19 protein-coding genes are annotated in these 19,359 nt (G+C 60.9%); 10 read left to right on the top strand and 9 right to left on the bottom strand.

Annotated features, from left to right (window positions below; genetic code table 11):
• Positions 1–9: 9 nt before the first annotated feature.
• Both mprF and BLO97_RS15725 read left to right on the top strand, forming a co-directional pair.
• Positions 10–2,652: a bifunctional lysylphosphatidylglycerol flippase/synthetase MprF gene (mprF, locus tag BLO97_RS15730; RefSeq protein ID WP_092144151.1), complete on the top strand. Its 2,643-nt coding sequence runs from the start codon at positions 10–12 to the stop codon at positions 2,650–2,652.
• Positions 2,652–3,941: a virulence factor family protein gene (locus BLO97_RS15725; protein WP_092346732.1), complete on the top strand. Its 1,290-nt coding sequence runs from the start codon at positions 2,652–2,654 to the stop codon at positions 3,939–3,941. Before mprF ends, BLO97_RS15725 begins: the two co-directional genes overlap by 1 nt.
• Positions 3,942–4,301: 360 nt before the next feature.
• Here the strand turns inward: BLO97_RS15725 and BLO97_RS15720 are convergent, their stop codons facing one another.
• Positions 4,302–6,143: a potassium transporter Kup gene (locus tag BLO97_RS15720; protein ID WP_371914901.1), complete on the bottom strand. Its 1,842-nt coding sequence runs from the start codon at positions 6,141–6,143 to the stop codon at positions 4,302–4,304.
• A 333-nt stretch (positions 6,144–6,476) separates the two neighbouring features.
• Here BLO97_RS15720 and rimO point away from each other — a divergent pair, with 333 nt between their 5' ends.
• From rimO to tsaA, 5 genes are all read left to right on the top strand, one after another.
• The gene (rimO, locus tag BLO97_RS15715; RefSeq protein ID WP_003198379.1) at positions 6,477–7,817 is read left to right on the top strand and encodes a 30S ribosomal protein S12 methylthiotransferase RimO; all 1,341 of its coding nucleotides are present in this window, start codon (positions 6,477–6,479) and stop codon (positions 7,815–7,817) included.
• Positions 7,818–8,080: 263 nt separating this feature from the next.
• The gene (locus BLO97_RS15705; RefSeq protein WP_063322705.1) at positions 8,081–8,554 is read left to right on the top strand and encodes a GNAT family N-acetyltransferase; all 474 of its coding nucleotides are present in this window, start codon (positions 8,081–8,083) and stop codon (positions 8,552–8,554) included.
• Between the two features lie 83 nt (positions 8,555–8,637).
• Positions 8,638–9,348 carry an rRNA pseudouridine synthase gene (locus BLO97_RS15700; RefSeq protein WP_092346729.1) on the top strand — a complete coding sequence of 237 codons (711 nt, stop codon included), beginning with the start codon at positions 8,638–8,640 and terminating at the stop codon, positions 9,346–9,348.
• Positions 9,349–9,405: 57 nt separating this feature from the next.
• Entirely contained in the window at positions 9,406–9,867 is a 462-nt protein-coding gene (locus BLO97_RS15695) for a YehS family protein (protein ID WP_063322707.1), read from the top strand.
• Positions 9,868–10,071: 204 nt separating this feature from the next.
• Positions 10,072–10,770 carry a tRNA (N6-threonylcarbamoyladenosine(37)-N6)-methyltransferase TrmO gene (gene tsaA, locus BLO97_RS15690; protein ID WP_092144137.1) on the top strand — a complete coding sequence of 233 codons (699 nt, stop codon included), beginning with the start codon at positions 10,072–10,074 and terminating at the stop codon, positions 10,768–10,770.
• Between the two features lie 109 nt (positions 10,771–10,879).
• Here tsaA and fpr read toward each other — a convergent pair whose 3' ends face one another.
• Positions 10,880–11,659, bottom strand: coding sequence for a ferredoxin-NADP reductase (fpr, locus tag BLO97_RS15685; protein WP_003198368.1), 780 nt, complete (start codon positions 11,657–11,659; stop codon positions 10,880–10,882).
• 121 nt (positions 11,660–11,780) lie between these two features.
• Between fpr and BLO97_RS15680 the strand changes: the two genes are divergently transcribed.
• Positions 11,781–12,707, top strand: coding sequence for a LysR family transcriptional regulator (locus BLO97_RS15680; RefSeq protein ID WP_063322709.1), 927 nt, complete (start codon positions 11,781–11,783; stop codon positions 12,705–12,707).
• Positions 12,708–12,711: 4 nt separating this feature from the next.
• On the opposite strand, the gene BLO97_RS15675 is transcribed toward BLO97_RS15680, so the two are convergent.
• The 3 genes from BLO97_RS15675 to BLO97_RS15665 form a co-directional block, all read right to left on the bottom strand.
• A complete protein-coding gene (locus BLO97_RS15675; protein WP_063322710.1) occupies positions 12,712–13,074 on the bottom strand; it encodes a diacylglycerol kinase in 363 nt (120 codons plus the stop codon).
• Between the two features lie 72 nt (positions 13,075–13,146).
• Positions 13,147–13,800, bottom strand: a complete 654-nt coding sequence (erdR, locus tag BLO97_RS15670; protein ID WP_092223216.1) for a response regulator transcription factor ErdR — start codon at positions 13,798–13,800, stop codon at positions 13,147–13,149.
• Positions 13,801–14,012: 212 nt separating this feature from the next.
• A complete protein-coding gene (locus tag BLO97_RS15665) occupies positions 14,013–14,759 on the bottom strand; it encodes a tRNA-uridine aminocarboxypropyltransferase (protein WP_092144306.1) in 747 nt (248 codons plus the stop codon).
• Positions 14,760–14,943: 184 nt separating this feature from the next.
• On the opposite strand from BLO97_RS15665, the gene BLO97_RS15660 reads away from it, so the two are divergent.
• Complete coding sequence (locus tag BLO97_RS15660; protein WP_003198359.1) at positions 14,944–15,366, top strand: quorum-sensing-regulated virulence factor family protein; 423 nt, start codon at positions 14,944–14,946, stop codon at positions 15,364–15,366.
• On the opposite strand, the gene BLO97_RS15655 is transcribed toward BLO97_RS15660, so the two are convergent.
• Positions 15,367–15,561, bottom strand: a complete 195-nt coding sequence (locus tag BLO97_RS15655; RefSeq protein WP_063322711.1) for a hypothetical protein — start codon at positions 15,559–15,561, stop codon at positions 15,367–15,369.
• A gap of 466 nt (positions 15,562–16,027) precedes the next feature.
• On the opposite strand from BLO97_RS15655, the gene BLO97_RS15650 reads away from it, so the two are divergent.
• Positions 16,028–17,146, top strand: a complete 1,119-nt coding sequence (locus tag BLO97_RS15650; RefSeq protein WP_063322712.1) for an LOG family protein — start codon at positions 16,028–16,030, stop codon at positions 17,144–17,146.
• Positions 17,147–17,192: 46 nt separating this feature from the next.
• Here BLO97_RS15650 and recX read toward each other — a convergent pair whose 3' ends face one another.
• The 3 genes from recX to BLO97_RS15635 all read right to left on the bottom strand — a co-directional run bounded on the left by recX (position 17,193) and on the right by BLO97_RS15635 (position 19,305).
• Positions 17,193–17,660, bottom strand: coding sequence for a recombination regulator RecX (gene recX / locus BLO97_RS15645; RefSeq protein WP_003198353.1), 468 nt, complete (start codon positions 17,658–17,660; stop codon positions 17,193–17,195).
• 8 nt (positions 17,661–17,668) lie between these two features.
• Positions 17,669–18,721: a recombinase RecA gene (gene recA, locus BLO97_RS15640; protein WP_003198351.1), complete on the bottom strand. Its 1,053-nt coding sequence runs from the start codon at positions 18,719–18,721 to the stop codon at positions 17,669–17,671.
• An 83-nt stretch (positions 18,722–18,804) separates the two neighbouring features.
• Positions 18,805–19,305: a CinA family protein gene (locus BLO97_RS15635; RefSeq protein WP_092144135.1), complete on the bottom strand. Its 501-nt coding sequence runs from the start codon at positions 19,303–19,305 to the stop codon at positions 18,805–18,807.
• Positions 19,306–19,359 lie beyond the last annotated feature (54 nt).

Genomic DNA, 19,359 nt, shown 5'->3' with positions numbered 1-19,359 from the left:
AGGTGATTGATGCGCGCCCACTCGTCTGACCCGCAAGACCCTGTTACTGCGACACAACCGATCAAAGCCGAACGATTGCGCTGGCTGGATCGGATCAGTCAATACCGTCAGCCTATTGGTCTCGCGGTCACGTTGCTACTGTTTGCGATTGCCTTGATTGCCTGTCGCCACTTGCTGAGCGAGCTCGATCTTTACGCCCTGCACGATTCAATTCTGGAAGTGCCACGACCGGCCCTGCTGGGCGCGATCGCCGCCACGGTAGCCGGCTTCATCATTCTTTTGGGCTACGAATGGTCCGCCAGCCGTTATGCCGGGGTGACACTGCCGCCACAAACCATGGTCCTGGGTGGGTTCACCGCGTTCGCCATCGGCAATGCCATTGGCCTGTCACTGCTGTCGGGCGGCTCTGTTCGCTACCGTCTGTACGCGCGTCATGGCCTGGGGGCCTCAGATGTCGCCCACATGACGCTGTTCGCCAGCCTGTCCCTGGGCTGCGCGTTGCCGCCGTTGGCAGCCCTGGCGACGCTCAGCAACCTGCCCGCCGCGTCCGCCGCGCTGCACCTGCCTGCGACTTTGCTGGGGGCCATTTCCGTGGCGGTGCTGCTGCTCACCAGCGTGTTGGCCATCGGCATTTACCGCAGACGCCTGCCGGAACAGCCTCATCGTGACAGCCTGCTGGTAAAAGCCGGGCGCCGCACACTGCGCCTGCCGGGCCGACGCCTGACCTTCCTGCAACTGGTGATCACCGCGCTGGATGTCGCCGCCGCCGCCACCGTGTTGTATCTGTTGCTGCCCGAAGCGCCGCCGTTTGGCGCCTTCCTGCTGGTGTACCTGCTGGCGTTGGCTGCCGGGGTGCTCAGCCATGTACCGGGCGGTGTCGGCGTGTTCGAAGCGATCCTGCTGGCCGCGTTCGCCGACAAACTCGGGGCCGCGCCACTGGCCGCCGCGCTGTTGCTGTATCGCTTGATCTATGTGCTGTTGCCGATGCTGGTGGCCTGCGTACTGTTGCTGATCAATGAAGCGCAACGGCTGTTCCAGACGCGCCAGAGCCTGCGGGCGGCATCGGGTTTCGCTGCGCCGATCCTGGCGGTGCTGGTGTTTCTTTCGGGCGTGGTGCTGCTGTTTTCCGGGGTGACACCGGAAATCGACACCCGCCTGGAGCACATCGGCTTCCTGATCCCTCATCGACTGGTCGACGCTTCGCACTTCGGCGCCAGCCTGGTGGGCGTGTTGTGCCTGTTGCTCGCCCAAGGCTTGCGCCGTCGCCTGTCAGCCGCCTGGATGCTGACCACGGTCTTGCTCCTGGTGGGCGCCCTGCTCTCGCTGCTCAAGGGCTTCGACTGGGAAGAAGCCACGTTACTGACCCTGACGGCCGCCCTGCTGGCGGTGTTCCGGCGTTCCTTTTATCGTCCCAGCCGCCTGACTGAACTGCCCTTTTCCCCACTGTTCCTGATCGCCAGTATCTGCGTGCTGGGCGCGTCGATCTGGCTGCTGCTGTTTGCTTACCAGGATGTGCCCTACAGCCATCAACTCTGGTGGCAGTTCACGCTTGATGCCGACGCCCCTCGCGGCCTGCGCTCCCTGCTGGGGGCCGCGGTGTTGCTGGTGGTGGTGTCCCTGACCTGGTTGCTGCGCACCGCACGACCGGTGATCCATTTGCCGACGACAGAAGAACTGGAGCGGGCCAAGACGATTCTCATGACGTCTTCGCAACCCGACGGTGGACTGGCCCTGACCGGCGACAAGGCCTTGCTGTTTCACCCCAACGACGAAGCGTTCCTGATGTACGCCCGCCGTGGTCGCAGCCTGGTGGCGTTGTACGATCCGATCGGTCCTACCCAGCAACGGGCTGAAATGATCTGGCAGTTCCGCGACCTGTGTGACATCCACCACGCCCGCCCCGTGTTCTATCAGGTACGTGCCGAGAACCTGCCGTACTACATGGACATCGGCCTGACAGCCATCAAGCTGGGCGAGGAAGCACGGGTCGACCTCAAGCGTTTCGATCTCGAAGCCAAGGGCAAAGAGATGAAGGATTTGCGCTACACCTGGAACCGCGGCACCCGTGACGGCCTGTCGCTGGAGATCCACGAACCGGGCCAGGCGCCGATGGATGAGCTCAAGGTCATTTCCGATGCCTGGCTGACCGGCAAGAACGTGCGTGAGAAAGGTTTCTCCCTGGGTCGTTTCAGTGATGACTACCTCAAGCATTTCCGCATCGCCGTGATTCGTTTCGAGGGCCGGCCGGTGGCGTTCGCCAACCTGCTCGAAACCCACAGCCACGAACTGGCCAGCCTCGACCTGATGCGCGCCCACCCCGAGGCCCCGAAACTGACCATGGAATTCATGATGGTCGGTCTCATCCAGCATTATAAAAATCATGACTACGCCCGCTTCAGCCTCGGCATGGTCCCGCTGTCAGGCCTGCAACCGCGTCGCGGCGCACCATTGACCCAACGCCTGGGTTCGATGGTGTTCCGCCGTGGCGAGCAGCTCTATAACTTCCAGGGGCTGCGCCGCTTCAAAGACAAATTCCAGCCTGACTGGGAACCTCGCTACATGGCCGTGCCCGCCGGACTCGATCCGCTGGTGGCGCTGGCTGATACCGCCGCCCTGATTGCAGGCGGCCTGACTGGATTGGTGAAACGCTGATGATGCAACGCTCCTGGCGATACGTAGTGGCCGCCCTGCTGGTGCTGGCGGTGATTCTCGGTGGTGGTTACTGGTACTGGAACCGCCCGGCCCCGCAACCGACCCTGGAACACCTGGCGCCCACCGATGGCGTCGCGATGACTCGGGTCATCCCCGGCACCAAGCCGCGCGCCCAGGTGCTGGTGGCGGTCAATGAAGACCAGAAGCTCAGCGACACGCAGTTGACGACCCTCAGCCGCAGCGGCTCGGCGCAGATCGTTCAGGTGATCCTGCCCAAGGACTGCCTGTTGCAAGGTCGCGCCCTGCAGACGGGTCTGCGGCAGCTCCAAGGGCCAGCCACGCTGGTCAGCGGCATCGGCCCTGGCGCTGTGCTGGCCTGGCGCTGGCTGGCCGAGCAGAAGGATGACAAGGCCAAGGCCGTGTCGGTGGACCTGGCCCTGGAAAAACCCGGCTGCACACACTTGCTGCCCAAAAGCGCAGCCCACGGCCACTGGCTGGTGGCCTGGAACGATAACCCCGACGACACCAGCGCCGGCTTCGTACGCGATCAGTCGAATGCCGAGACCAGCATCAGCGACTACGACATCAATCTGCCACAAGTCCTGAACAACGAGCTGCGCAAGATCCTGGTCGGCACCGACAAGGCCAAGGGAGGCCTGAGCATCCCGGTGGTGGAAGTCCCAGCCAGCCAGACGCGGGATACCGTGACCCTGTTTCTCTCCGGAGACGGCGGCTGGCGTGACCTGGACCGCGACGTGGCCGATGAAATGGCCAAGATTGGCTACCCAGTGGTCGGTATCGACACCCTGCGCTACTACTGGCAGCACAAGAGCCCGGAGCAAAGCGCGGCGGATCTGACCGAACTGATGCAGCACTACCGTCAGGTCTGGGGCACCAAGCGCTTCATCCTGACCGGCTACTCCTTCGGTGCCGACGTGTTGCCAGCCATCTACAATCGCCTGCCAGCCACCGAACAACAGCGGGTCGATGCGATCATCCTGCTGGCTTTCGCCCGCACCGGCAGCTTCGAGATCGAAGTCGAAGGCTGGCTCGGCAACGCCGGCACCGAAGCCGCCACCGGCCCGGAAATGGCCAAGCTGCCAGCCGAGAAAGTGGTGTGCATCTACGGCGGTGAAGAAGCCGACGAAAGCGGCTGCACCGACAAGACTGCCGTGGGTGAAGCCATCAAGCTGCCCGGCGGCCATCACTTCGACGAAAACTACCCGGCCCTGGCCAAGCGCTTGATCGATGAGATCAACGAGCGGCAGAACAAGGTCGCCGAACAGTAAGTCGACACACGCCTGACAAAAAGCCCCGGCAGCCTCAAGGTTGCCGGGGCTTTTTTGTGCTCGACTGCCCCATCTCTATGGGAGCTATTACCGTTCATTCAAGAAAAATGATGGACCCGTGGCGAGGGAGCTTGCTCCCGCTCGACTGCGAAGCAGTCGCAAACCGGCGGGTGCGGTGTGCCTGACTCCCCGCATTTGGCAGGTTTTGGCGCCGCTTCGCGGCCCAGCGGGAGCAAGCTCCCTCGCCACGGGCTTGTCGATTGCCTTAAGTGGACAGCATTACCTTGGCATCAGCTTTTGTGTCGCCTACAAAAAAGCCCCCGCCGCCGCAAGGCAACGAGGGCTTTTGTTTTCCTGATGCTACATCTCCACCTGCGTCCCCAGTTCAATCACCCGGTTCAACGGCAGATTGAAGAAGCGCAGATTGCCGTTGGCGTTCTTCAACATGAAGGCGAACAACGCCTCGCGCCAGCGGGCCATGCCTTCGAGTTTCGACGCGATGACCGTTTCGCGGCTGAGGAAGTAAGTGGTACGCATCGGGCTGAAGTCCAGGTCATCCAAATGGCAGAGCTTGAGCGCCAGCGGGACGTCCGGCTCGTCGGTAAAACCAAAGTGCAGGATCACCCGGAAGAACCCTTCGCCATAGGCATCGACCTCGAAACGCCGCTGCGGCGGCACCCGGGGAATGTCTTCGTACACCACTGTCAGCAGCACCACCTGCTCATGCAGCACCTGGTTGTGCAATAGATTGTGCAATAGGGCGTGAGGCACAGCGTCCGAACGCGCGGTCAGGAATACCGCGGTGCCCTGGACGCGATGAGGGGGTTGTACGCGGATGCTGCTGATGAAGATCGGCAGAGGCAGCGCCCCTTCATCCAGGCGCTCCACCAGCAATTGTTTGCCGCGCTTCCACGTGGTCATCAGCACGAACAAGGCAATACCGGCGATGACCGGGAACGCACCGCCCTGGATGATTTTCGGCACGTTGGCGGCGAAGTACAGGCCGTCCACCAAAAGGAAACCGAGGAGCAACGGAACAGCCAGCAGCGGCGGCCACTTCCACAACAGCAGTATCACGGCGGACACCAGGATCGTGGTCATCAGCATGGTACCGGTCACCGCCACGCCATAGGCCGAAGCCAACGCGCCGGAAGATTCGAACCCCAGCACCAGCAGTACCACGCCGACCATCAGCGACCAGTTCACCGCACCGATATAGATCTGGCCCTGCTCGGCGCTGGAGGTGTGCTGGATGTACATGCGCGGGATGTAACCGAGCTGGATCGCCTGGCGCGTCAGGGAGAACGCCCCGGAAATCACCGCTTGCGAAGCGATCACCGTGGCCAGGGTCGACAGGCCCACCAGCGGGATCAGCGCCCAGCTCGGTGCCAGCAGATAGAACGGGTTGCGCGCCGCCTCCGGGTCGCCCAGCAACAACGCACCCTGACCGAAATAGTTGAGCACCAGCGCCGGCAACACCAGGATGAACCAGGCGCGAGCGATCGGCTTGCGGCCAAAGTGGCCCATGTCGGCGTACAACGCTTCGGCACCGGTCAGCGCCAGCACCACGGCGCCGAGGATCGCCACGCCCATGCCCGAATGGACGACGAAGAAACGCACGGCCCAGACAGGGTTCAACGCCTGCAACACTTCCGGGTGTTGGCTGATGCCGTAGACACCGAGGGCGCCGAGCACCAGGAACCAGGTGACCATGATCGGGCCGAACAGGATGCCGATCCGTGCAGTACCGTGGCGCTGGATGATAAAGAGCCCTACCAGCACGACCAAGGACAGTGGCACGACCCAATGATCGATGCCCTCGAACGCCAGGCCAACACCTTCGATCGCCGAAAGCACGGAAATCGCTGGCGTGATCATGCTGTCGCCGTAGAACAACGCCGCCCCGATCAAGCCGCAGACCACCAGCAATTTGCGCAACCTCGCCCGTCCCGCCGCTGCCCGCCGCGCCAGGGCGGTAAGCGCCATGATCCCGCCCTCGCCCTGGTTGTCGGCGCGCAGGACGAACATCATGTACTTGATCGACACGACCCAGATCAGCGACCAGAAAATCAGCGAGAGAATCCCCAGTACACCATCATGATTGACAGGTACGCCGTAGGCACCGGAAAACACTTCCTTGAGGGTGTACAACGGGCTCGTGCCGATGTCGCCATAAACCACTCCGACCGCCGCGACCAGCATGCTCAGCGGTTTCGCTGCCGAATGCTCGGCACTTGCCGCCTGACTACTTGCATGACCCATCCAACACTCCTGATTCCAGACCTGGCTTCTTGAACGAAGCACTATGCTTTGTTGAGGCAGCATGCGTTGTTTTACGTATTGTTACAGACGTTTTGTTGACTGTAGCAATCGTCAGAACGCAAAGGCGCGAAGCATAGCGCAGCACTCGTCGCATTTCCCGGTATAAAGCTGGTCAAGCAGCCCGGCCACAGATAGAATTGCGCACTTTTTGATCAGAGGCGCGCCAGGCGCCCTGTCTCGGCAAGAGACGATCCCCCTACACCGAGGTTAGACATGTCCACCACTACCGCGCCCGCCAATCCGAAGGTTGGCTTCGTATCCCTGGGTTGCCCGAAGGCTCTGGTCGACTCCGAGCGCATCCTGACCCAGTTGCGCATGGAAGGCTATGACGTTGTATCCACCTATCAGGACGCCGACGTGGTGGTGGTCAACACCTGCGGCTTCATCGACTCGGCCAAGGCCGAGTCCCTGGAAGTGATCGGCGAAGCCATCAAGGAAAACGGCAAGGTTATCGTCACCGGCTGCATGGGCGTGGAAGAAGGCAACATCCGCAACGTGCACCCGAGCGTGTTGTCCGTGACCGGTCCGCAGCAGTACGAGCAGGTGGTCAACGCCGTGCACGACGTCGTGCCGCCACGCCAGGACCATAACCCGCTGATCGACCTGGTGCCGCCGCAAGGCATCAAGCTGACCCCGCGCCACTACGCCTACCTGAAGATTTCCGAAGGCTGCAACCACAGCTGCAGCTTCTGCATCATCCCGTCGATGCGCGGCAAGCTGGTGAGCCGCCCGGTGGGCGATGTGCTTGACGAGGCCCAGCGCCTGGTCAAGGCCGGCGTCAAGGAACTGCTGGTGATCTCCCAGGACACCAGCGCCTACGGCGTCGACGTGAAATACCGCACCGGCTTCTGGAACGGCGCGCCGGTAAAAACCCGCATGACCGAACTGTGCGAAGCCCTCAGCACCCTCGGCGTCTGGGTTCGCCTGCATTACGTCTATCCATACCCGCACGTCGACGAACTGATCCCGCTGATGGCCGCCGGCAAGATCCTGCCGTACCTGGACATCCCGTTCCAGCACGCCAGCCCGAAAGTCCTCAAGGCCATGAAGCGCCCGGCGTTCGAAGACAAGACCCTGGCCCGCATCAAGAACTGGCGCGAAATCTGCCCGGACCTGATCATCCGCTCGACCTTCATCGTCGGCTTCCCCGGTGAAACCGAAGAAGACTTCCAGTACCTGCTGGATTGGCTGACCGAAGCCCAGCTCGACCGCGTCGGCTGCTTCCAATATTCCCCTGTCGAAGGCGCACCGGCCAACGACCTGGACCTGGACGTGGTGCCGGACGACGTCAAGCAGGACCGTTGGGAACGCTTCATGGCGCACCAACAGGCCATCAGCTCGGCGCGCCTGCAAATGCGCATCGGCCGTGAAATCGAAGTGCTGGTAGATGAAGTGGACGAACAAGGCGCCGTGGGCCGCTGCTTCTTCGACGCCCCGGAAATCGACGGCAACGTCTTCATCGACAATGGCAGCAACCTCAAGCCGGGCGACAAAGTCTGGTGCAAGGTGACTGATGCCGACGAGTACGATTTGTGGGCTGAGCAGATCGGTTGATCCAGGCTTCTTGGGCTCAAGCCGAGCCGGCTTTTGTGGCGAGGGAGCTTGCTCCCGCTCGATTGCGCAGCAATCGCAAAAAACCGGGGGCCGCTGCGCTGCCCAGCGGGAGCAAGCTCCCTCGCCACAGGTTCTGTGCCTCCAGCCATTGCTCGGCCACCTCGAAAAAACTGAAAAGCCCTGCCCTTGCGACAAGATGCGGGGCTTTTTTACGGCTATCGTATGGAGAAACACCGAACATCCAGCACAAGGAACAGGCGGGCATGCGTCAGCATTCGGTCATCCACACACCGAAACCGAGCGACTACCAGGAACTGACCCAGGTGTGGGAGGCATCGGTACGAGCCACCCACGACTTCCTGCCGGACAGCTACATCGAGCTGCTGAAAAACCTGGTGCTCACCCGTTACCTGGATGCGGTGATGCTCATTTGCACCCGGGACTCGCGCCAGCGGATCACCGGTTTCGCCGGCGTCGCGGCCGGCAAGATCGAGATGCTCTTCATCGACCCGCAACACCGTGGCCAGGGCCTGGGCAAGCAACTGCTGCACTACGCCATGGAACAGCTGAACGCCGATCAACTGGACGTCAACGAGCAGAACCCGCAAGCCCTGGGCTTTTACCTCAAGCAAGGCTTCGAAGTGGTCGGGCGCTCGGCGAAAGATGGCATGAACCAACCCTACCCGCTGTTGCACATGCGCTACAAGCAGCCCGACCTGAAGGCTGGACGCGGCTAAAAACGGCATGAGGCAAATGGACCCGCGATTAACCGGCGCCAGGCAGGTACAATGCCCACCCTCTTTTTGTTACGGCCCCCGTCATGACTGACCCGATTCGTCTCTCCAAACGCCTCATAGAACTCGTCGGCTGTTCCCGTCGGGAGGCTGAGTTGTTCATCGAGGGCGGCTGGGTCACCGTGGATGGCGAAGTGATCGATGAACCGCAGTTCAAGGTCACCAACCAGAAGGTCGAACTCGACCCCGAGGCCAAGGCCACCGCGCCGGAGCCGGTGACGCTCCTGCTGAACGTCCCGGCGGGCATGGATGTAGACACCGCGATGGCCTCCCTTGGACCGCAGACCCTGAGCGAAGAACATCGCTTCGGCAAACGCCCACTCAAGGGCCATTTCCTGCGCCTGAGCGCCAGCGCCGACCTGCAAGCCAACGCCAGCGGGCTGCTGGTGTTCACCCAGGATTGGAAGATCTTGCGCAAGCTCACCGCCGACGCCGCCAAGATCGAGCAGGAATACGTGGTGGAAGTCGAAGGCGAGATGGTCGCCCATGGCCTCAATCGCCTGAACCATGGCTTGACCTACAAGGGCAAGGAGCTGCCGGCGGTCAAGGCCAGTTGGCAGAACGAGAACCGCCTGCGCTTTGCCATGAAAAACCCGCAGCCCGGCGTGATCGCCCTGTTTTGCCAGGCGGTCGGGCTCAAGGTCGTCGCCATTCGCCGCATTCGCATCGGCGGCGTGTCCATCGGCAAGGTGCCGCTGGGCCAGTGGCGCTACCTGTCTGCCAAAGAGAAATTCTAATTTTCCGGCGCCGCACCGAACCGGGGCGCCCACTGCCGATCGATCAGGACTGCACACATGATTCACAACGACGTACTGCGCAGCGTGCGCTACATGCTCGACATCAGCGACAAGAAAGTCATCGAGATCATCAAGCTGGGCGGCCTGGAAGTCTCCCTGGCCGACCTGGCGGGCTATCTCAAGAAAGACGAGGAAGAAGGCTTCGTGTTCTGCCCTGACGAGGTCATGGCGCATTTTCTCGATGGCCTGGTGATCTTCAAGCGTGGCAAGGACGAAAGCCGCCCGCCGCAGCCGATCGAAGTGCCGGTGACCAACAACATCATTCTCAAGAAACTGCGAGTGGCGTTCGAGCTGAAGGAGGACGACATGCACGCCATCCTCAAGGCCGCCGAGTTCCCGGTGTCCAAGCCGGAACTGAGCGCGCTGTTCCGCAAGTTCGGCCACACCAACTATCGCCCGTGTGGCGACCAGTTGCTGCGCAATTTCCTCAAGGGCCTGACGCTGCGCGTGCGCGGCTGACGTTGAAGGACAGCTGAATCCTGGGGGCTTTTGTGGCGAGGGAGCTTGCTCCCGCTGGACGCGCAGCGGCCCCTCGCGGTGCGTCAGACAGCACCAGGGGCCGCTTCGCAGCCCAGCGGGAGCAAGCTCCCTCGCCACAGAGGACCGTGTCGATTTCAGCTCTCGCGTTATCATGCCCTCTCCATCTCGCCTCGATTTCAACCCATGACCTACAGCGTCTCCCCCATCGGCTTCGTCCGCTCCTGTTTCAAGGAGAAGTTCGCCATTCCCCGCCAACCGCAACTGGCCCCCGCCGCGCGCGGAGTGCTGGAGCTGGTGGCGCCGTTCGATCAAGGCGAGGCGGTACAGGGGTTGGAGCAGGTCAGCCATGTCTGGCTGTTGTTCCTGTTCCACCAGGCCCTGGAAGACAAGCCGCGGTTGAAAGTAAGGCCGCCGCGCCTGGGTGGTAACAAGTCCATGGGCGTGTTCGCCACCCGCGCCACCCACCGTCCCAATGGCATCGGCCAATCGGTGGTGAAGCTGGAGCGGGTCGAAGCCGGGCGCCTGTGGATCTCGGGTATCGACTTGCTGGACGGCACGCCGGTGCTGGACATCAAGCCCTACGTGCCTTACGCCGACATCATAGGCGCGGCGTCCAACAACATCGCCAGTGCAGCACCTGAGCTCATCCCCGTGCAATGGGCGGACACAGCCCTGCTACAAGCCCAGGATCACGCCACGCGCCTGGCAGAGCCCTTGGTGGCGCTGATCGAACAATGTCTGGCCCAAGACCCACGCCCGGCATACCAGGTTCCTACAGCGGAACGGGAATATGGTGCGCAGTTCTGGGATGTGGACGTTCGCTGGCATTACCCGCAGCCGGGGTTGATCCGGGTGTTGGAAGTGATTCCAGCTAAGCAGTGATCGCCAGGAACGAAAAAGCCCGCGCGGCCTTATTCAGGCGGCGCGGGCTTTTTTTTGTGGACAACTGTTGGACCGGGTCACGGTCATCAGCCACTCCACAGACTGCAGCTTACTTCTCTACAAACGCCCGCTCGATCAGGTAATCACCCGGCTCGCGCATACGCGGCGAAACGGTCAGGCCGAAGCTGTTGAGCACTTCGCTGGTCTCGTCGAGCATGCTCGGGCTGCCGCACAACATGGCGCGGTCGTCCTGCGGGTTGATCGGTGGCAGGCCGATGTCGCGGAACAGCTTGCCGCTGCGCATCAGGTCGGTCAGGCGGCCTTCGTTCTCGAACGGCTCGCGCGTCACGGTCGGGTAGTAGATCAGCTTTTCACGCAGCGCTTCGCCGAAGAACTCGTTCTGCGGCAAGTGTTCGGTGATGAACTCGCGGTAAGCGACTTCATTGACGTAACGCACGCCGTGGCACAGGATCACTTTTTCGAAACGCTCATAGGTTTCCGGATCCTGGATGACGCTCATGAACGGCGCCAGCCCAGTACCGGTGCTGAGCAGGTACAAATGCTTGCCAGGCTTGAGATCGTCCAGCACGAGGGTGCCGGTGGGTTTCTTGCTGATGATGATCTCGTCGCCTTCCTTCAGGTGCTGCAACTGGGAGGTCAGCGGACCATCAGGCACCTTGATGCTGAAGAATTCGAGATGCTCTTCCCAGTTCGGGCTGGCAATCGAGTAAGCGCGCATAAGCGGGCGGCCATTGGGCTGTTGCAGGCCGATCATCACGAACTGACCGTTCTCGAAGCGCAGGCCCGGATCGCGGGTGCACTTGAAGCTGAACAGAGTGTCGTTCCAGTGATGAACACTGAGGACACGCTCGTGGTTCATGTTGCTCATGTACGGGGACTCCTGGGAATAATGCCTGCGCCGATAATCTGCGCAATTGCATCGCATTCTAATGGCGGCGACAATATCTGTTAAATGGATTATTAAGATAAGGGTTATCGGTTATATCGATATGCGATTTACTCTCCGTCAACTTCAAGTCTTCGTCGCCGTGGCCCAGCAGGAAAGCGTGTCTCGCGCTGCAGGCCAACTCAATCTGTCGCAGTCGGCGGCCAGCACCTCCATCACCGAACTGGAGCGGCAATCGAGCTGCCAATTGTTCGACCGTGCCGGCAAGCGCCTGAGCCTCAATGCCCTGGGCAAACAACTGCTGCCCCAGGCAGTGGCGCTGCTGGACCAGGCCAAGGAAATCGAAGACCTGCTCAACGGCAAGTCCGGTTTCGGCTCACTGGCGGTCGGCGCAACGCTGACCATCGGCAATTACCTGGCGACCTTGTTGATCGGCGGTTTCATGCAGCGCCATCCAGAAAGCCAGGTGAAGCTGCACGTGCAGAACACTGCCAATATCGTGCACCAGGTTGCTCACTATGAAATTGATCTGGGTCTAATCGAAGGTGACTGCAGCCATCCGGACATTGAGGTGCAGAGCTGGGTCGAGGACGAACTGGTGGTGTTCTGCGCCCCTCAACACCCGCTGGCCAAGCGCGGCCAGGCGACGATGGAGGAACTGACCCATGAGGCGTGGATTCTACGGGAACAGGGTTCCGGCACACGCCTGACCTTCGACCAGGCCATGCGTCATCACCGTAGCGCGCTGAATATCCGCCTGGAGCTGGAACACACCGAAGCCATCAAGCGCGCCGTGGAATCCGGCCTGGGCATTGGCTGCATCTCACGCCTGGCCCTGCGCGACGCCTTCCGCCGGGGCAGCCTTGTCGCAGTGGAAACCCCGGACATGGACCTGGCGCGGCAGTTTTATTTCATCTGGCATAAACAGAAGTACCAGACCTCGGCCATGCGCGAATTCCTCGAGCTGTGCCGGGCCTTCACCGCCGGGGCCCAGCGCAGCGACGAAATCGTGCTGCCGACCATTGCCTGAACCGTTACAACAGCACCACGCCCCACACCAACGCGATCATCGTCAGGGCGACTAACTGGGCCGCGCTGCCCATGTCCTTGGCATTTTTTGACAATGGGTGCAGTTCCAGGGAGATGCGGTCGATGGCCGCCTCCACCGCCGAGTTGAGCAATTCCACGATCAATGCCAACAGGCACACGGCAATCAGCAGCGCCTGCTCGACACGACTGACGTTCAGGAAGAATGACAACGGAATCAACACGACATTGAGCAACACCAACTGGCGGAAAGCCGCTTCGCCGACAAAAGCTGCACGCAGCCCGTCCAAGGAATAGCCGGAGGCGTTGAGGATGCGTTTCAGGCCGGTCTGGCCTTTAAAAGGTGACATAGAGTGGGCAACTGATCGAAAAGGAGTGGAGAAGCTAATTCAAACCCGGTCAAAAAAGCGTGAACCGGAACACTAGGCCGGCGGTGAAATTGACTCAAGTTGTTGCAGCAGCAAGGCCGCCTGGGTCCGGGTGCGCACGTTCAGTTTACGAAAGATCGCCGTGACGTGAGCCTTGATGGTGGCCTCCGAAACGTTCAGTTCGTAGGCAATCTGTTTGTTCAGTAAGCCTTCGCAGACCATGGTCAACACCCGGAACTGCTGCGGCGTGAGACTGGCCAGCCCCTCGCTGGCGGCCTTGGCTTCCTCGGACACGCTCACCGCCTCGAACGCCTGGGGCGGCCAACAGACATCGCCGTCCAGGACCGCCTTCACGGCCTTCTGAATCATCTCAAGGGAACTGGACTTGGGTATGAATCCGCTGGCGCCGAACTCCCGGGCCTTGACCATCACCGAGGCTTCTTCCTGGGCCGAGACCATGACCACGGGGATCTGCGGGTATTGGCCCCGCAACAGCACCAGCCCTGAAAAACCATAGGCACCGGGCATGTTCAGGTCTAGCAGCACCAGGTCCCAATCGGCCTTCGCCGTCAACTGGACCTCCAGTTCCGCGATACTGGCCACCTCCGTCAACCGGACAGCCGGGCCGAGGCCCAGGGTCACAGCCTGATGCAACGCGCTGCGAAAGAGCGGATGGTCATCGGCAATCAGGATTTCGTATGTGGCCATTTTTCAAATGATCCTGTTTTAATGGCAGGCCCGATGCATTCGCGCCTCGCCAAGACAACTCAAGACACCGCCATGCAGCGGCATCCACAGGGGCACATTCAACGCCAAACACGGCGTTTCAAACATTGGCGGCGCCCCGGTCGGCGCCAAGCATGCCCAGCGAAGCCGGGGTGGTCAAGCAGCACAGCCATCACAGTGTCGAGTATGCGCCACTATTGGTCCAATACTGCTTGCGGCGTACGGATAAAGGGTTGCAACTCGGCGTGGGCCGGGGTCGAGACGTTCACCTCCTGCTGGCCCTTGGCGCCCAGGTAATGCTGGCTGAACACATCGAAATAGGCGTCCAGGGCCGAAGCAGCATCGCTGTCCCCCGCCAGTTCCAGACACAATGCCGCCACTTCGGCGGTGCACAGGTGCTCGCTGCGGGTCGAACGGCGCAGGCGGTAACGCGACAGTCTGTCAGGCAGCAGGCTCAGGATCGGCAGTCGGTCGAAATACGGGCTTTTACGAAAAATCTTCCGCGCCTCGGTCCAGGTCGCATCCAGCAGAATGAACAGCGGGCGCTTGGAATGATCAAGATCAACCGCATGGGTCACCCGTGATGGCTCGACGTATTCGCCCGGAAACACCAGGTACGGTTGCCATTGCGGATCGTTCAGCAGCGCCAGCAGTTGCTCGTCGACGTCGGTGCGCGACCAGATGAACGCGTGATTGTCGCGCACGACGTCGGCAATCAGCCAACCAGTGTTGCTCGGTTTGAACACTTCCTTGTTGGTCATGATCAGGCAGACCCCGGAGCGGGTCTCGACACTCGGACGCCAAGCGCACAGGCAATGGCTCTCGATCACTCGGCAGGCGCTGCAACGGGGCGCGCGCCAGCCACGGGCCTGGATCGGCCTGATCCCTTCATCGATGCGTTGGTCGCGCAGGCGGGCTACGGCGTTAGGGGCGTGATTCATCATGGGCAACGCCGGCAGAAAGGAGAACTCGACACGAACAACACTCGGCAGGGCAATAAAGGCCGGCAGTCTACCAGAGCGCACGAGCCTGTACCGTCCACCCTGGCTCCCCTATAATTCCCGGCCACTGAACGCACAGTCATGTGATCGGTCGAACCACCAGTCACTGAACCAGGAGAGTTTCATGCTGCGCCTTATCGTCCCTACCGTTGCCGTTCTGCTGGCGACGTCCTTCAGCGCTCAGGCTGCTTCGCTGAAAGAACTCGAACTGAACAAGATGCTGCAGAACGTCGCCAAGGAAAGTAGCGTCGGTACGCCGCGGGCGATCAACGAAGACATTCTCGACCAGGGTTATACCGTCGAAGGCACCGAGCTGATCAACCATCTCAGTGTGCAAAGCAGCCACGCCCAGAAAATGCGCGCAGACCCCAAGGCTGTGTATTTCCAGTTGGGCTCTACGGTGTGCACCAATCCAGGTTTCCGCAAGTTGATGGCCAAGGGCGCAACCATGCGCTACGAGTTCACCGAGGTTAAGACCAACCGCCCGGTCGCGACCGAGCGCTTCCAGGAATCGGATTGCCCGAAACCGGCCAAGACGAAGAAGTAGTCAACCTGAACTTGCGCGCCGCTGCTCATCGTCGGCGCGCAACTCCGCCACCAGCGCCTGCAAGTAACGCGAGCGCCATGCTCGCCCTCCCAGCCGACGACAGCATTCGTCCTCAAGACTCACCCGATTGGCCTGTGCCGACTCCAACAACATCAAGTACAACTGCCTGTCGAGCTCCAGAGTGACCCTGGTCATTTCTCCCGCCTCCCTGCCCCGATTCGCTTCAATCCATCACGTGGCACCCAACCCTGGGCGTCAAATTGCATTGGCACGCTTGTTATCAGTAAATCAGAGCGACACGCACCCGGCCGGCGATCTGACGAGCGGTGCAATCGTTCACGGCATGTATCAGCGGTTGCCAACGGTCACTTTTGCGCGCCATGATCAGGGCAGCAAAGATCGGCATGACGGTCTAGATTCAAAGTATCCATAGTATTTTCATCGGGCAGAAAGAGGCTGCCTGGCCAACACCTTGGTGTGTGATTGTTTTTTATCAAAGGGAAAAGCAGAACCCGCTGGATGGCTTGGTCGCCTTGCTGCAGACCGCGTCAAGCCAGGTCACCCTCCAGGCCGATGCTTGGGCTGACAACGACACATGGAGTGTCGTGGCCTCGATGAATCTCTCGTCCGGGCCGGGGTCCTGTTAAGAAGGAGAAGCTGAATGCCTTACAAACCGAATGACCTGCTCAGTCGTCATTTTGAGAACCATGGCCACGACCTCACCCGCAAGGTCGAAGAGCAACTCAACCTGGTCTCCCCCAACAGCCCCAACCTCCCCATTTACCGAGACATGATCCTGACCGTGCTGCGCATGGCCCAGGAAGATCACAACCGCTGGAATGCCAAGATCACACTACAAGCCCTGAGGGAACTGGAACACGCCTTCCGTACCCTCGAGCAGTTCAAGGGCCGACGCAAGGTCACGGTCTTCGGCTCGGCCCGAACACCCATCGAACATCCGCTGTATGGCCTGGCCCGAGAGCTGGGGGCGGCGCTGGCCCGCTCGGACATGATGGTCATCACCGGCGCCGGCGGTGGCATCATGGCCGCCGCCCATGAAGGCGCAGGGCGCGACCACAGCCTGGGATTCAACATCACCCTGCCTTTCGAGCAACACGCAAACCCGACCGTCGAGGGCACGCCGAACCTGCTGCCGTTCCACTTCTTCTTCACCCGTAAACTGTTTTTCGTCAAAGAGGCCGACGCACTGGTGCTCTGCCCCGGCGGTTTCGGCACGCTTGATGAAGCGCTGGAAGTCCTGACGCTGGTACAGACAGGCAAGAGCCCTTTGGTACCGGTGGTCCTGCTGGATGTGCCAGGGGGCAAGTTCTGGCAAGGAGCCCTGAACTTTATCCGCGAGCAATTGGAGGAAAACCGCTACATCCTGCCCACCGACATGAAGCTGATGCGCCTGGTGTACAACGCCGAAGAGGCCGTGGAAGAAATCAACCAGTTCTACCGCAACTTTCACTCCAGTCGCTGGCTCAAGCATCAGTTCGTGATCCGCATGAATCACAAGCTAAACGAACAGGCGTTGCAGCAGATGCAGGGAGAATTCGCCGATTTGTGCCTAAACGACTGTTTTCATCAACATGACTACAGCGGTGAAGAGCACGACGAAGCCCAGTTCAGTCATCTGACCCGACTGGCGTTTGCCTTCAACGCCCGGGATCACGGTCGCTTGAGGGAACTGGTGGATTACATCAACCTGCCGCAAAACTGGGCCCAGCCCGCCTCAAAACCCCACCCCCTCACATGGGAGCCGATCAAGGTAACCTGAGCCCATAAAAAAACGGCCTGCTATCGAAATAGCAGGCCGTTTTTGTTTAGTCATCCATACCGCGACCGCTGAACAAGCGGTTGATCATTTCCATGGAGTAACCTCGATACGCCAGGAAACGCCCTTGTTTGGCTCGTTCCCGCGCATCGATGGGTAAATGTCCTGAGAACTTGCGGCGCCAGGTGTCCGTCAGTTGCTCCTGCCAATCGATACCGCTTTCGCGCAAGGCAAGTTCGATATCCGGGCGTTGCAAACCACGCTGGCCCAGTTCCTCACGAATTCGCAAAGGACCATAACCGGAGCGAGCGCGATAAGAGACAAAGCTTTCCAGGTAACGGGACTCCGACAGCAAGCCCTCTTCGGTCAAACGGTCGAGGGCTGTGTCGATCAACTCATCGGGAGCGCCGCGCTGACGCAGCTTACGCGTCAGCTCGACTCGACCATGCTCGCGCCTGGCGAGCAGGTCCATCGCGGTTCGTCGCACCGCGACGAGGGTATCGAGGACGACGGTCATCGATTCGATCAGATGTCAGCGTCAGCCAGGTCGTCAGCGGTCTCGCGATTAGCCACGGACTTGACGTCTGCCACCGGGCTCAACAGCTTGTCACGCAATTGCTTCTCGAGAGCAGCGGCGACTTCCGGGTTATCCGCCAGGAACTTGGCCGAGTTGGCCTTGCCCTGACCGATCTTGGTGCCGTTGTAGGCATACCAGGCGCCCGACTTCTCGACGAAACCGTGCAGCACACCCAGGTCGATCATCTCGCCATTGAGGTAGATGCCCTTGCCGTAAAGAATCTGGAACTCGGCCTGACGGAACGGCGAAGCCACCTTGTTCTTCACGACCTTGACGCGGGTTTCGCTGCCGACCACCTCGTCACCTTCCTTCACCGCGCCAGTACGGCGGATATCGAGGCGAACCGAGGCGTAGAACTTCAGCGCGTTACCACCGGTGGTGGTTTCCGGACTGCCGAACATCACGCCGATCTTCATACGGATCTGGTTGATGAAGATCACCAGGCAGTTGGCGTTCTTGATGTTACCGGTGATCTTGCGCAGGGCCTGGGACATCAGGCGAGCCTGGAGGCCCACGTGCATGTCGCCCATTTCACCTTCGATTTCAGCTTTGGGTACCAGTGCCGCCACGGAGTCGACGATGATCACGTCAACCGCGTTGGAACGTACCAGCATGTCGGTGATTTCCAGGGCCTGTTCGCCGGTATCCGGCTGGGAAACCAGCAGGTCGTCGACGTTGACACCCAGTTTGCCGGCGTATTCCGGGTCCAGGGCGTGTTCGGCGTCGACGAAGGCGCAGGTTGCACCGGCTTTTTGGGCCTGGGCGATCACCGACAGCGTCAGGGTGGTTTTACCGGACGACTCAGGACCGTAGATTTCAACGATTCGGCCTTTTGGCAGGCCGCCGATGCCAAGCGCGATGTCCAGGCCCAGGGAGCCGGTGGAGATGGAAGGAATAGCCTGACGGTCCTGATCGCCCATACGCATTACGGCACCCTTGCCGAATTGACGTTCGATCTGACCCAAGGCCGCAGCCAAGGCTTTCTTCTTGTTGTCGTCCATTAAAGTCCTCACGTAATCAATAAGGCCTGACGGCCAACACCTGTATAAGTAGCCAGTATTATTCCACAGCGATTGAGGATCGCCTACCCCTGATTTGAGATTTCTACAGCGGCATGTTGCAGCAGCCCCTCTAGCGCGGCCTTCACCGTTTGTCGGCGGACCTCGTCGCGGTTGCCCGGAAAGAATCGCTGCTCGCTGATCACCGCTTCGCCAACGCCCCAGGCCAGCCACACCGTGCCCACCGGCTTGTTCGGCGAACCACCATCCGGCCCTGCTACACCGCTGACCGCCACGGCAAAACGCGCCAGGCTTTTATGCTGGGCGCCTCGCACCATGGCCTCGACCACCTCGCGGCTGACCGCCCCTACCGTGCCGAACAACTCGGCCGGTACGTCCAACTGCTGGGTCTTCTGGCGATTGGAATAGGTGACGTAACCCGCCTCGAACCAGGCCGAACTCCCGGGAATCCGGGTAATCGCCTCGGCAATCCCGCCGCCCGTGCAGGACTCAGCCGTGGTGACGTGGGCATTGAGCAACTGCAGGCGCCTGCCCAGCTCAGCGGCCAGTTCGGTGATGTCGTCCATGGTGCTCTCCTGATTCCACACAATTGAGGCCTACCGTACACGAGCAATGGAAGC

Origin of the sequence: Pseudomonas sp. NFACC05-1, from assembly GCF_900100135.1 — a bacterium.
In the GTDB taxonomy this organism is placed as follows: domain Bacteria; phylum Pseudomonadota; class Gammaproteobacteria; order Pseudomonadales; family Pseudomonadaceae; genus Aquipseudomonas; species Aquipseudomonas fluorescens_Q.
Note: the sequence above shows the minus strand (reverse complement) of the source record. Positions and strands in the feature narration are given on the sequence as shown.